Genomic DNA, 12,629 nt, shown 5'->3' on the forward strand with positions numbered 1-12,629 from the left:
GCACACCCTGTTCGGACCATCCCCCGAGACGCCGGTGCCCCGCACTCCCCTCGGAGCGCGGGGCACCGGCCGCACTCCCCAAGGACTCCGAGACCGGAAGCGCGCGGGCTCCCGCCGTATGTTCGCCTTCTCGTACCCGGACACCGCTCAGGTTCTGGCATGGTCGACGAGCGGGGACTACTAGTCTCGGCCTCGATCCGGCGCTGGCGGCCGGCCCTGATAACGGCGGTCTTCAGCCGGTTGCGGGTGAGACGGGCAGCCTCGGACGGAGTGGGCGCGATCGCCAGGATTGCACGGGCCTCTCGGGCAAGCAGCCGTTCACGCTTGTCCGCGAACGCCTCGAGGATCGCCGGGTAGTACTCCCGCAGATGGGACCGGAGCCGATTGTGGGCTCGGGTGCGGTCCCAGACCGCGTCCTGCTGTGCTCGTGCCAGGACCGCGATCGCTCTGACCAGTTCAGAGTCGTCCGGCAGCGGCCGGTGTTGCTCGGCGTCGGTGCGCAGGATGTTCGCCAGAACCAGTGCGTCCTGGTGGTCGGACTTCTTGCGGGAGACGACATGGCGGTCACGGTAGCGGGCGACCGCCATCGGATTGATGGCGTAGACCCTGCGGCCGGAGGCCCGCAGGCAGGCCACAAGGAGTCCGCGGGAGGTCTCGATCGCTATCGGGATCGGATTGTCCGGGCTGTCGCCGTGCTCGGCGAGCATGTGCAGCAGATCCTGCAAGCCCGCCGTGTCGTCGCTGATCCTGAGCTTGCCGAGCAGTCGGGCGTCGGAGTCGACCAAGGCAACGTCGTGGTGGGGTCGGCGCGGAGCGCGGTACGGGGATTCCTCCCAGCCCGTTTCTGCACGCCGCCCTCCCGAACCGGACGTGCGAGTTGGCCCCGCATCCGGCTCTCCACAAGCCCCGTTGACCAGGTGCTTTCCTCAGATCGTGCTGGGCCAGGGCGACGGAATGGTCGTCCCCCGAGGCCGGTATCGCGTGGTGACTACCGAGCCCGGATTGAACAGGACGACGTCGCCGTCGTGCGGCCACCATCCGCCGTCGCAGTAGCGACGACGGAGCTCCTTCCACCCGGTGCCGAGGTGTTTGCGCCGGAGCCATCCAAAGACCTGACGCCATACGATCATGCGCAGATATTGGAAGGACCGGGCGGACACCCCGGGACGGAAGTAGGCGGTCCAGCCCCGCAGCACTTGGTTGAGCTTGTGCAGCAGGACTGCCAGCGGCAGGCTGACGTTCATCCGGCAGAGCGCCCTTCGTCTTGGCCTTGATGGACCGAAGTGCCTTCTTGGCCGGGTAGTTGTAGACGTACTGCCGGTCGGTTCCTCGCTTCTGGTGGCGCTGGATGCGCCAGCCGAGGAAGTCGAGGCCCTCGTCGATGTGAGTGATCAGTGTCTTCTCCTCCCAGAGCCGCAGGCCGACGGTGGAGAGGACTTCCGTCACTTCTGGAAGCAGTGCCTCGGTGTGGGCTCGGGTGCCCGACACCAGAATGACGAAGTCGTCCGCATACCGGATCAACCGGTAGTTGGGCAGCCCCTTCTGGCGTCGTGTCCACCGTTGCTTCGTCGTGGACTGCGCCCCGCCGGGAGTCTTGACGAAGTGCTCGTCCAGGACCGAGAGGGCCACATTGCTCAGCAAGGGCGAAAGAATCCCGCCTTGTGGGGTGCCGGTGACGGTCTCCTTGGAGGTGCCAGCCTCGGTGAGGATGCCCGCCTTCAAGAACGCCTTCACCAGCGCGAGCACGCGCTTGTCTCCGATCCGAGCCCGAACCCGGTCCATCAGGGCCGAGTGCGAAATCTCGTCGAAGCAGGCCGTAATGTCGCCCTCCAGCACCCATTCGTATGTCTTGGATGCCAGAAAGCGTGTCTCGGCCATCGCGTCATGAGCCCGCCGGTTGGGGCGGAAGCCGTACGAGCACGGCGCAAAGTCCGCCTCGAAAATCGGCTCCAGCACCAGCTTCAAGGCCGCCTGGACCACCCGATCGGCCACAGAAGGAATCCCAAGACGCCGCCGCTTGCGCGACCCCGGCTTGGGGATCATCCGTTCCTTGACCGGCACCGGACGGAAACTGCGGGACTTCAACTGCTCCCGCAACTCGGCAAGGAACTGAACCTCGCCGATCCGTTCCCGGACGAAGGCGGCGGTCATCCCATCGACTCCGGCCGAGCGTGCGCCCTTGTTCCCCGCAACCCGCTCCCAGGCCATGGCCAGGAACGCGGGATCGCAGACGAGGTTGTAAAGATCGTCGAACCGACGATGAGGATCGTCGTTCGCCCAACGGTGCAGCTTGGTCTGGATCTCCAGTACCCGTCGCTCGCCCCGGAACGAGCCGAGCGGCAGATCACTCGTATTCACCAGTGTCCTCCCGGTCATCCAGTACTTCCGCTACTGACTTGCTGGCTCCCTTGGCCATGCGGCCGGCTTTCCCGGCCTCGGACTACTACGGAGCCTCCGCCCCGCCCGGCGCCAACAGCAGACGACGCACCTGTCCTTCCGCCGTGCTGGCTGCACGGGGCGAGGACGACACCGGACGGTTCCCACGTTCACTTGAGAGTCGATCGACGGGTGAGGCGCCCAGCTCTACCCCTGCGGCATCGCCACGGCTACGCCGCAGACATTCACCGTGGCCTACCTACTGCTGGATTCCTCTTTCACTGGGTATATGCCCTGGTGGCGGGGTAGTTGAGGGTGCTCGGGGACGGGTGCTGGGCGATGGTTTTATGGGCACGACCGGAGCGTGACGAGGACGAGCGGGCCGTCGTCCGGCGCCTGTCACGGGCACGGAAGGCTCCGCGGGATGCGGTGATGCGGGCCCGGATGATCGAGCTGAGCTGGTCGGGACTGCGGGTGCCGGCGATCGCCGTGGAGCTGGACTGCAGCCAGAAAACGGTCCGCTGCTGGCTGCACCGCTTCAACCGATCGGGCCTGCAGGGACTCGATGATCTGGGCGGGCAGGGCCGCAGACGACGAATCTCCGAGCAGGAACGATCCCGGATAATCTCCCTGGTCAAGACCGTGCCGCCGGGGCGACTGCGGTGGGAACCCGTCGGAGAACTGTGGGCCTTCGACGAGTCCGGTCCGGCCGAGTGGACACTGGATTCTCTGGCCGCGGCCGCGCGGGCCGAGGGGATCGAGGTAGGCCGCTCACAGGTGCGCCGCATCCTGCTCGCCGAAGGCGTGCGCTGGCGCCGCACCCGGTCCTGGATGCGGTCGAAGGACCCGGACTTCGTCCCAAAAGGACAAGGATCATCGGCCTCTACACCCACCCGCCCGACGACGCGACGGTGATCTACGCCGACGAGCTGGGGCCAGTGATCCCCCGGACCTTCCCGCCCGCACCTGCCTGGTCACCCGACGGACGCCGGATCAAAGCCGAGCTCGACTACAGCCGCGGGCCCGAGAAAACCTGGGTCTACGGGGCCTTACGCGTCCGGGACGGCCAGCAGATCACCATGACCGCTTCCTCCCGCAACAGCGTCTTCTACCAGCAGTTTCTGCAACAGGTCGAGGACGCCAACCCGACCGGCGAGATCTGGATCGTCACCGACAACCTGTCCAGCCATAACAGCCTGTCCACCCGGACCTGGCTCGAGGAACATCCCCGCATCCACCACGCTTTCATCCCCGTCGGCGTGTGCTGGCTCAACCTCCAGGAAGGCTGGTGGCGCATCTTCCGCAAGGCCGCCCTCGCCAGTCGGTCGTTCGCCAACCCCGACGACATAGCCCAGGCCACGACCCTCGCAACCGACCAACTCAACTCCCGTGCACGTCCCTGGGTTTGGGGCCGAGCCGCACCACCAACCCGCTCTCTACGACGCCGCTATGTGTACCTTCTTTGAGGAATCCAGCAGTAGGCGTATCAAGGCGCCGGCGGATCCGTCCGGGTACCGTTTCGAGGCCGCCGCCTCAAGCGATGGAAGCGCCGCCACAACACCACCCACGCCAAGATCCGCTGCCTCGGCGAGCGCGCCATGGCCACTCTCAAGGGTTGGCGCCTCCTGCGGAAGCTCCGCTGCAGCACCAACAGGATCACCGACGTCGTGAAGGCCGTCCTCGTCCTTCACCACGCATCAGCGTGAGATTGGAAAGCGCTCAGTGGCGCGCTCCACCTGGACGCCAGGAACCACGCCCGCTCCACGGTGTGTGGGTCGACGGCGGACGGGATGGGAGCTGGGGAAGGTTGTGGTTTCTGCCGGAAACGGCAGCTCAGGGCGGTGTCGGATGCGTGCTCTTCGAGTCCACGACCGCGATACGGTGCAACCTCCATGAAGGGGGCCGTGATGGAAGACCAGGTCTGGCGATTGTGTCGAGGTCATGAGGTCGTCGGCGTACTCACACTCGAAGCCATCGATATGTTCTGGACCGACTGCCGGTTCGAGCCCTCAACTGGCTGGCCCGTTCTCAAGCCGTTCATTGACGCATCTCGGGCTGCATGGGAGCGCAAAGACCAAGACGCGGCCATCAAGGCTGACGAGGCGATCTACGGGCTTGGCCTCGAATTGGTGCCCGAGAGCGGGGGCGAGGTCATCAGAGACTTCCTGTTGCGGATCGACGGCGATACTGCACGCTTCCGGTACTGAGTCACTAGGCCGTCCGAGGCGTGGCGGCAGGTTAAGGCTTTGGCAGGGCGTCCTGAGGTCTTGGCGCTGGGTCCTTGTCAAGACCACATGCGGCAGCTGACACCAGCGACTGACACCAACAAGCACGAACAGCAGCGTTCGGCGCCGGATCTCAGTGAGCCCGGTGCATCGTGAAAGCTGCACGTCAGGTGATCTGGTGTGCGTAGGCGTCGGGTAGCTCGGGCAGGTCCGGGGCGGTAGTCCAGCGACAAGATCATCCGTCAGCGGGTGACTTCCCGGTTCGTCAGCACGAGCAGGGCTCGCACCAGCGCGGTCGCCCACTTCGGGTCGGTGCGGACCTTGCCGAGGACACGCCAGTTCTTCAATGGGCGAAGCCGTGCTCGACCGGGGCCTGGACGGCGGCGAGGGCTTTGCTGGACAGCTTCTGGCCGCGGGTCAGGGGGTGGTTCCGGGCGGCCTTGTAGCCGGTGATCACCGCCGGGTCGGCGTCGGGGCCGCTGTCGTCGAGGCCGACGAAGCCCAGGTCGGCTATGGCTCCGAGGTCCGCCGCCCGCAGCTTGGCGGTGAGCTGGCTGTGGCGGCAGGCGGTGATCTCCGAGGTGCGTCCCGGTCGGGCTGCGGAGACCCAGATGTCGGCGTACACCTGAACGTGGCTCCGGCAAGAATTTCGTGACGTGGACGTGTGCCACCGTGCGCCGGTGACGCTCCGTCACCCGTGGCGGCACCGTCGGCGAGTGTGATGACCTCGTACGGATCGTGTCACCGCATCTGGATGCGGTGCGGGTGGAGCGGGTGTGGGTGGAGAACGGTGTGGTCTGTATTTCCGCCCGTACCCGAGAGTTGCCGGTTGGCTGCCCGGATTGTCGGCGACGGCTCAATTCCCTGCTTTCTGGCTGATTCTGTCGCCGTAATTCCCCGCCCTGGTGACGCCGGTTCCCCAGGGCGACGCCCGTCATGGGTGGGGATGTCCGTCGTGGTCTCGGGTTGATGATCTTTCCCCGTGTCGGGTGGTTTGTTCGACCGATAGATCCTTCTTGCGAATCGATGGAGATCCCCTGGGGCATGCCCGTGCCGGGTTGAGGGTCCGGGCCTACTCGGAGTCGCTGGTGTCCCTTGACCAGCGGACCGGGAGGGTCGACGGGCGATCCGGATGGCAAGGAGAACATTCAGCGTGACGGACATCGTGGAGATCTACGTCCACTGGTACGCGGGCCGCTCGAAGACGCAGTTGTCGGCGTCGCTCGGGCTGGACCGGAAGACAATCAGGAAGTATCTGGCGCCGGCCGAGGCGGCCGGGATCACCCCGGGCGGACCGCCGATGAGCGAGACCGACTGGGCGAAACTGATCAAGAGCTGGTTCCCCGATCAGGCCAACAGGCGGCTGAATCAGCTGACTTGGCCGGAGATCGAGCGACACCGCGACTACGTGGTGGAGATGTTGAACACCTGCACGGTGACCACGATCCATCAGCGGCTGCGCGACGAGCGAAAGCTGCAGGCGGGGCTGACCTCGTTCCGCCGGTGGGTGCACGAGAATCTGCCCGACGAGGCGGCCCGGTCCAAGGTCACCGTGCTGCGGGAGAACGTCGAGCCGGGCTCGGAAGCACAGATCGACTACGGCTTCCTGGGGCAGTGGATCAATCCCAACACCGGGAAACGGCACCGGATTTGGGCGTTCGTGATGGTGCTGCCCGCCTCGCGGCACATGTTCGTACGCCCGGTGGCGCACATGGATCAGCACGCCTGGACCCAAGCGCACGTGGAAGCGTTCCGGTTCTTCGGCGGGGTGCCGCGCCGACTGGTGCCGGACAACCTCAAGACGGGGGTCGACAAGCCGGACCTCTACGATCCGAAAATCAACAGGTCGTATGCCGAACTCGCCACCTACTACGGGGCGTTGGTGGATCCGGCCCGGGCGTTGAAGCCCAAGGACAAGCCCAGGGTGGAGCGGCCCATGCCCTACGTCCGCGACTCCTACTGGCGCGGGCGGACGTTCACCTCGGTGGACCATATGCAGGCCGAGGCCCTGCTCTGGTCCCGGAATGTCGCAGGTCAGCGGCAGTGTCGCCCGTTGGGCGGTGCCGCTCCGCTGTCTGTGTTCGAGACGATCGAGGCGTCGGCCCTGCTGCCGCTGCCCGAGGCGCCGTTCGTGCTGGCCAGATGGTCGAAGGCGACGGTCGGCCCGGACATCCACGTCAAGGTCGGCCGGACCCTCTACTCGGTGCCCTGGAAACTCATCGGCCGTCGCGTCGATGTCCGCTCCACCGCCACTATGGTGCAGGTCTTCCACGAGGGCGAACTGGTCAAGACACATGCCGCACTTGAGCAGGGCAAACGCACCGACAAGAACGACTACCCGCCCGAGAAGATTGCCTTCCAGATGCGCACGCCGATCTGGTGCCGCGGCCAAGCCTCGCAGGTCGGGGACGCCTGCCGGCAGGTGATCGACCAGCTCCTGGAGGTCAATGCCCTCTATCGGCTCCGGGCCGCCCAGGGGGTGCTCGGCCTGCGCAAGAAGTACGGCGACACCAGGCTCGAGGCCGCCTGCGCGAAGGCGATCGCGGTCGGCGACCCGTCCTATCGGACCGTCAAGGGCATCCTGGTCGCCGGCACCGAGACCGACCCGGAACCCGAGACCGGCGACGCCGGCGCATCGGCCTTTCTGCACGGCCCCGAGGGTCTGTTCGCCGACGCCGTCATCCCCACCCAGATCTCCGGCACCGTCGGCGACGACCAGGGGAACGGTGACGCTGAGGAGGCCGCCCGGTGAGCGTGATGACCACCGCCCTGCGCGACTCGCTCAAGATCTTGCGGCTGTCCGGCATGCTCGAAACCCTCGACGCCCGGCTCACGCAGGCCCAGGGCGGCGAGCTTGGCCACCTCGACTTTCTGCAGGTTCTTTGCCAGGACGAGATCACTCGCCGCGAGTCCGTCGCCCTCGAACGGCGCCTGCGCAAAGCCCGGTTCGAGCAGCAAGTCACCCTGGAGGGCTTCGACTTCAACGCTTCCCCGAAACTGCCCGCCGCCCAGATCCGCGACCTCGCGGCCCTGCGCTGGCTCCACTCCGGCGAGTCCGTCATTTTGTTCGGACCCGTCGGCGTCGGGAAAACACACGTCGCGCAGGCCCTCGGCCACCAGGCCGTCCGCCAGGGCGCCAACGTCCGCTTCTCGAAGACCAGCCGCGTCCTTTCCGAACTCGCCGGCGGCCACGCGGACCGCACCTGGGACCGGCGCATGCGCGACCTCATCCGACCAGACGTGCTCATCCTCGACGACTTCGCCATGCGCCAGATGAACGCCTCCCAGGCCGACGACCTCTACGAGTTGGTCTCCGAGCGGCAAGGGCGTTCCCTGATCATCACGAGCAACCGGGCACCCAGCGACTGGTATCCGCTCTTCCCGAATCCCGTCGTCGCCGAGTCGCTCCTCGATCGGCTGATCAACGCCAGCCACCAGGTCATCATGAACGGCCCCAGCTACCGTCCCAACAAGCGACCGAAGGGGCCCTCCGGCTCCAGCAAGCCCCCGGCCAGCTGACATCGACTCACGCCCCAGGGGGTGGGGAATTGCCCCGACAGACCCCCTGGGGAATATCGCCGACGTTCACACCCGGATTGCGCAGGAGTCTCTGAGCGGGTGCACAGTCGCTATGTCCGCACGCTGGCTGACCTCTCCGTCGGCGGCCGCCCGGTGTCGATCGGGCTGTCGGTGCGGCGGCTGTTCTGCGACGGCCCGCAGTGCGACCGTCGGACGTTTGCCGAGCAGGTCGACGGGCTGACGGTGCGCTACCAGCGTCGTACTCCACTCCTGCAGCATCTGGTGGAGATGGCCGCGGTGTTGCTCGCCGGCCGCGGCGGCGCCCGGCTACTGCAGATCTTGAACGCGCCGCTGTCTCGCACCAGCGTGCTGTTTCACCTGATGCGTATGCCGCTGCCACCAGCACCCACGCCCCGTGTCCCGGGCGTGGACGACTTCGCGCTGTACGCCGAGGTCTACGGCATTCTGCTGGTCGATGCCGACACTCGGCTCCCGCTCACACTCTGGGCGGGACGGGACACCGGGCATCTGGCCGCCTGGCTTCGGGAACATCCAGGCGTCGAGGTCGTCTGCCGCGACGGCTCGCTTCAATACCGGCAGGGCATCAGCGACGGTGCGCCCAACGCGACCCAGGTCAGCGACCGCTTTCACTTGTGGCAAGGGCTTTCCAAGCGGGTCGCAGACATCGCCGCCACACACCGCGGCTGCCTGTCGGCCGCAGTGCCCGAGCCCGAACCCGCCGCGTCGGCATCGCCGTCCGACCTGATCGACACGCCAGCCCGCCGCCACGCGAAGCGACTGTTCGAGGCGGTGCACGCGGTGACCGACACCGGGCGCTCGATCAACGCGGCAGCCCGTGAACTGGGCCTGGACTGGCGCACGGTGCGCAAGTACGCCCGGGCCACCTCCTGGCAAGACTGCGTCCGCCGGCCGCGACCGCGTCAGCCCACAACTTTGGATCCGTACCTGGACTACCTGCGGCAACGCTGGGAGGAGGGCGAGCACACCGCGAAGGTGCTGCACCAGGAGCTGCTCACCAAGGGCTATCGCGGCCACTACCAGCGGGTCAAGATGGCCGTCGCGCCACTGCGTCGGGGCCTGCCGATCGACATACCGCGCGAGCGGCCGCCCTCACCCCGCCAGGTCGCCCGTTGGATCACCACCTCGCCGCCGAGGCGCGGTCTGTACACCATCGAGCGGCTGGATCGACTGCTCGCGCACTGCCCGGAGTTGAACGCGGCGCATGACCTGGTCCGCGACTTCGCCGCCATGCTCGATGCCCAAGACGCCACACCGCTGCCGGACTGGCTGGAGAGGCTCACCACGTCGCGACTTGCTCCCTTGGCCAGTCTGGCCAAGGCCATCCGCGAGGACCAACCGGCGGTCGAGCAGGGCATCACCACCCCGTTCAACTCCGGCGTCAATGAAGGCCGCATTACGGACTTGAAGCTCCAGAAGCGGCTCATGGCCGGTCGCGCCAGCGTCCCCCTTCTCCGACACCGCGTGGTCCTCATGGCCCATCTCCGACACCGCCACGGGTGACGGAGCGTCACCGGCGCACGGTGGCACACGTCCACGTCACGAAATTCTTGCCGGAGCCAGAAAGGCCCGTACTCCGACACGAAGATCTCCGAGGTACTGCCGCTGCTCTACTTGCACGGCCTGTCCTCCGGCGACTTCGTCCCCGCGCTGGAGCAGTTCCTCGGCGGAGCGGCCGGCCTGTCTGCGGCGACCGTGACCCGGCTGACCAGGCAGTGGCAGGACGACCACGCTGCCTTCCAGCGGCGCGAACTGTCCGACCGCGACTACGCCTACCGGTAGTTCGTTAAATCCGGCGGTAGAGGTCGATGCCGTGTCCGGTGGTGACTGCGTCGATCAGGGCCTGGAGTTCGGAGGGTGGGTCCTTGTCCGTCCAGGCTCGCCACCATCGGTTGAGAGTGACGGCGGGGGCAAGCCAGGAACGGATCGCCCGTAAGGCCCTGGGCCAGCAGGGCTGTTGGTGCTGGTGGGACGGGGCTGAGCCCCCTCTCTGGCCCCTCGTTGGGGCACGGGTCCGGCGCGGCGGCATCCACGGGGCCGGGTGGGGCGAACCATTGGTCCCAGCAGAAGGAGAAGGCGCAGTTCACCAGTGTCTGATGTCGGCGGATGGCGCGGTCGGAACGGACCTGGAAGTCGGCCCAGCCGAGTTCATCCTTGACCTGCTTGTAGCTCTGCTCGATCCACGGCCGCAGGCCGTAAAGGCGGACGATCTCGGCGAGGTCGGCCGGCGGATGCGGGCTGGTGGCGGCGTGGGGCGCATCAGGGTGGGACAGGTTGGTGGCCAGGTGCCAGGTGGCCTTCTCCGGCAGGGTGGCTGGATCGGTGGTGGCCACGACCAGCCGGCAGGGTGAGTCGGGGCCGTAACCACCCAGTCGGGCGTCAGCGGCCCACCAGGTCTCGGTGTGCCCGTCGCGGAAATGACGCTCCACCGGTGTCCAGTCACCGGGGTGGTCGGCGTTCTTCCAGGTCAGAGCGTGTGCGGCGTCGACGGGGGTATGCGGCTGGCCGACCGGGGCCCAGGTGCCGCGATGCGGTTTGAGCGCGACCACGTAGGCCAGGCCGGCCGCCCGCAACGCTAGATACCAGTCATCACTCACGGAGTAGGCGCAGTCGGCGACCACCGCCCGGCAGCCGAAGCCCGCCTCCTTCCCGCGGACCGCCAGAGCGGCGGCCAGCTGCGGTTTCGTGCGGAAGGCCGGGTCGGACCGGGCGCGGGCGAAGTGGTGGGCGGGGGTGTAAGGAGTCGCGTGGAGCGGGTAGTACACGCGGCCGTCCGTCCACACTGTGGTCACCGTGACGATGCCGTTGTCCGTCTTGCCCAGCCGGCCCAGCCACTGCCGGCCCACGTTGGCGGTGGCCGTGCCGGCCTTGCGGTCCCCCGAGTCGTCGATCACGATGACCCCGCCGTCATGCGGAGCCGTCACCGACTGCCCGCGCAGCAGTTCAAGCCGCCGGTCGTTGACCTGCTCGGCTTCCCATGGGGACTCGGACAGGAAGAATTGCAGCCGCTGCACCCCCGGCGTCCCCGCGCCGGCCACCGGCTCAGCTCCTGCCAGGCAGGTGATCGTCTTGTTCCGCTCCCGCGGCGCCAGCAGCCCCGTCAGGTACTCACGAAAACCCCGCCGCTGAGCCAGGCTGAAGAAGAGATCGTCGAACCGGGCTGCGTACTCCTCCAACGGCCCCGGCGCAGGCGGACACGGACGGCGAGCAGTCATCTTCAGCCCCCAGCCGAGCAGTTGACTCCTACCACCGGCCTACGACCAACCCGCCTCACCGTCAACCCACACCACCGCCGGATTTAACGAACTACCGCTACTGATCTCTTCGGGGTGTTGTCGGCTGGTGGGTGAGGGTGAGTCCGGTTCAGGCAAGGCAGCCGTCGATGAGGTGAGGTCGGTGCTGGATGTATCGCAGGCCCCGGCGGAGGGTGCGTTCGAGGTGGTCGTCGTCGGTGAAGGCGACATTGGCCAGCGGGCCGCGCCGTAACAGCGACCAGATGCCCTCGGCCGGGTTCAAGTCCGGTGCGTAGGAAGGCAGTTGCACGATGGTGAGCCAGTCGTGGGTGTCCGCGTACTCGCGCATCCCTGCGGCGAGATGGGTGTTGAGATTGTCCCAAACGAGGACGATGGGGGGCCTTGAGTTGGATGTGAGCACGCACGACCAGGTCACGGTAGTCGCTCCAGGCGAAGCTGTTGCGCCCCTTGCCCCGGTATTTGCGGTGCCGGCGCGGCCGGTAGATCAACCGGGACAGGTCGCCCGGCCGGTAGCAGCACATCGCGGCGATCGAGATGCGGCGCCAGGACCGGCCGCGCACCCGCACCACCGGCGTGTGACCCCGCCGACTCCAGGTGCGAGCGCGCGGCGGGGTCATCGCGAACCCGGCCTCGTCCTCGAAGACGACGTAAGCCCCCAGCGCCGCCGCAGTCATTCCACCTGCGGCCACACGTCTTTCTTCCACAACCCGACGGCGTGCTCATCGCGTTCGACGGCCCGGCGGGCGGGAGACTGCCAGGACCAGCCGTGCCGGTGCAGCAGCCGCCACACCGCCGCCATTGAGCAGTCGACCTGGAACTTCCAGGCAATCACCGCTCTGATCCGCGCCACGGTCCACCGCTGGTCCTCCCAGCCGTGCTCGGCCGGCCCGAGCGCCAACTCCTTCTCCAGCTCGGCGAACTGGCCATCGGAGAGCTTGGGAAGTTTCGGCGGCCCCGTGGAGGCCAGGGCATCCATCCCGCCCTCCCGCCAGGCCCGCCGCCAGCGCTCCACCGACCGCTCACTGACCCGCAGATCCTTCGCGATCACCACGTTCTTCTCGCCGCGGGCGAACCGCTCACCAGCCTCGTACCGGATCTGTTCGCGAAACCGCCGCCGCTCCGCGGTCAGTCCGCCGCCCTGCGCGTATCGCATACCACCGGCGTACCGCAGGGATCACAACGCGTCACCACCCCCGACAACAATCCGAGGAGATCA

8 protein-coding genes and 6 pseudogenes are annotated in these 12,629 nt (G+C 67.3%); 8 read left to right on the forward strand and 6 right to left on the reverse strand.

Annotated elements, in window-relative coordinates; genetic code table 11:
• Positions 1–185: 185 nt before the first annotated feature.
• The 3 genes and pseudogenes from OG718_RS02515 to ltrA all read right to left on the reverse strand — a co-directional run.
• A pseudogene (locus tag OG718_RS02515) lies at positions 186–785 on the reverse strand (IS110 family transposase); the annotation flags it as partial.
• Positions 786–926: 141 nt separating this feature from the next.
• Complete coding sequence (locus tag OG718_RS02520) at positions 927–1,244, reverse strand: group II intron maturase-specific domain-containing protein (protein WP_328847665.1); 318 nt, start codon at positions 1,242–1,244, stop codon at positions 927–929.
• 43 nt (positions 1,245–1,287) lie between these two features.
• Positions 1,288–2,376 (reverse strand): annotated as a pseudogene (gene ltrA, locus OG718_RS02525) (group II intron reverse transcriptase/maturase); the annotation flags it as partial.
• Positions 2,377–2,715: 339 nt separating this feature from the next.
• Here ltrA and OG718_RS02530 point away from each other — a divergent pair.
• From OG718_RS02530 to OG718_RS02545, 4 genes and pseudogenes are all read left to right on the forward strand, one after another.
• Positions 2,716–3,291 (forward strand): helix-turn-helix domain-containing protein, encoded by a 576-nt coding sequence (locus tag OG718_RS02530; protein ID WP_328843031.1) that lies wholly within the window; start codon positions 2,716–2,718, stop codon positions 3,289–3,291.
• Complete coding sequence (locus OG718_RS02535) at positions 3,288–3,842, forward strand: transposase (RefSeq protein WP_328843032.1); 555 nt, start codon at positions 3,288–3,290, stop codon at positions 3,840–3,842. The genes OG718_RS02530 and OG718_RS02535 overlap by 4 nt, the downstream gene beginning before the upstream one ends.
• Positions 3,843–3,860: 18 nt before the next feature.
• A pseudogene (locus OG718_RS02540) lies at positions 3,861–4,082 on the forward strand (transposase family protein); the annotation flags it as partial.
• A gap of 201 nt (positions 4,083–4,283) precedes the next feature.
• Positions 4,284–4,583: a hypothetical protein gene (locus OG718_RS02545; protein WP_328843033.1), complete on the forward strand. Its 300-nt coding sequence runs from the start codon at positions 4,284–4,286 to the stop codon at positions 4,581–4,583.
• 260 nt (positions 4,584–4,843) lie between these two features.
• Here the strand turns inward: OG718_RS02545 and OG718_RS02550 are convergent.
• Positions 4,844–5,214: pseudogene (locus OG718_RS02550) on the reverse strand (transposase family protein); the annotation flags it as partial.
• Between the two features lie 540 nt (positions 5,215–5,754).
• On the opposite strand from OG718_RS02550, the gene istA reads away from it, so the two are divergent.
• The 4 genes and pseudogenes from istA to OG718_RS02570 form a co-directional block, all read left to right on the forward strand.
• Positions 5,755–7,353, forward strand: a complete 1,599-nt coding sequence (istA, locus tag OG718_RS02555; protein WP_328843034.1) for an IS21 family transposase — start codon at positions 5,755–5,757, stop codon at positions 7,351–7,353.
• A complete protein-coding gene (gene istB / locus OG718_RS02560) occupies positions 7,350–8,120 on the forward strand; it encodes an IS21-like element helper ATPase IstB (RefSeq protein ID WP_266817962.1) in 771 nt (256 codons plus the stop codon). Before istA ends, istB begins: the two co-directional genes overlap by 4 nt.
• Positions 8,121–8,141: 21 nt before the next feature.
• The gene (locus tag OG718_RS02565) at positions 8,142–9,662 is read left to right on the forward strand and encodes a transposase (protein WP_328843035.1); all 1,521 of its coding nucleotides are present in this window, start codon (positions 8,142–8,144) and stop codon (positions 9,660–9,662) included.
• Positions 9,663–9,749: 87 nt separating this feature from the next.
• Positions 9,750–9,935, forward strand: a pseudogene (locus OG718_RS02570) (transposase); the annotation flags it as partial.
• Here OG718_RS02570 and OG718_RS02575 read toward each other — a convergent pair.
• Positions 9,932–11,374: an IS701 family transposase gene (locus OG718_RS02575; protein ID WP_443054871.1), complete on the reverse strand. Its 1,443-nt coding sequence runs from the start codon at positions 11,372–11,374 to the stop codon at positions 9,932–9,934. The pseudogene OG718_RS02570 and the gene OG718_RS02575 sit on opposite strands and share 4 nt — an antisense overlap.
• Before the next feature lie 148 nt (positions 11,375–11,522).
• Positions 11,523–12,566 (reverse strand): annotated as a pseudogene (locus OG718_RS54305) (IS630 family transposase).
• Positions 12,567–12,629: the final 63 nt, after the last annotated feature.

Source organism: Streptomyces sp. NBC_00258, assembly GCF_036182465.1.
GTDB lineage: Bacteria > Actinomycetota > Actinomycetes > Streptomycetales > Streptomycetaceae > Streptomyces.

Coding starts and splice junctions, on each gene's coding strand:
- OG718_RS02520 (WP_328847665.1), bottom strand. CDS start 1,244: ATGAACGTCAGCCTGCCGCTGGCAGTCCTGCTGCACAAGCTCAACCAA.
- OG718_RS02530 (WP_328843031.1), top strand. CDS start 2,716: ATGGTTTTATGGGCACGACCGGAGCGTGACGAGGACGAGCGGGCCGTC.
- OG718_RS02545 (WP_328843033.1), top strand. CDS start 4,284: ATGGAAGACCAGGTCTGGCGATTGTGTCGAGGTCATGAGGTCGTCGGC.
- OG718_RS02575 (WP_443054871.1), bottom strand. CDS start 11,374: ATGACTGCTCGCCGTCCGTGTCCGCCTGCGCCGGGGCCGTTGGAGGAG.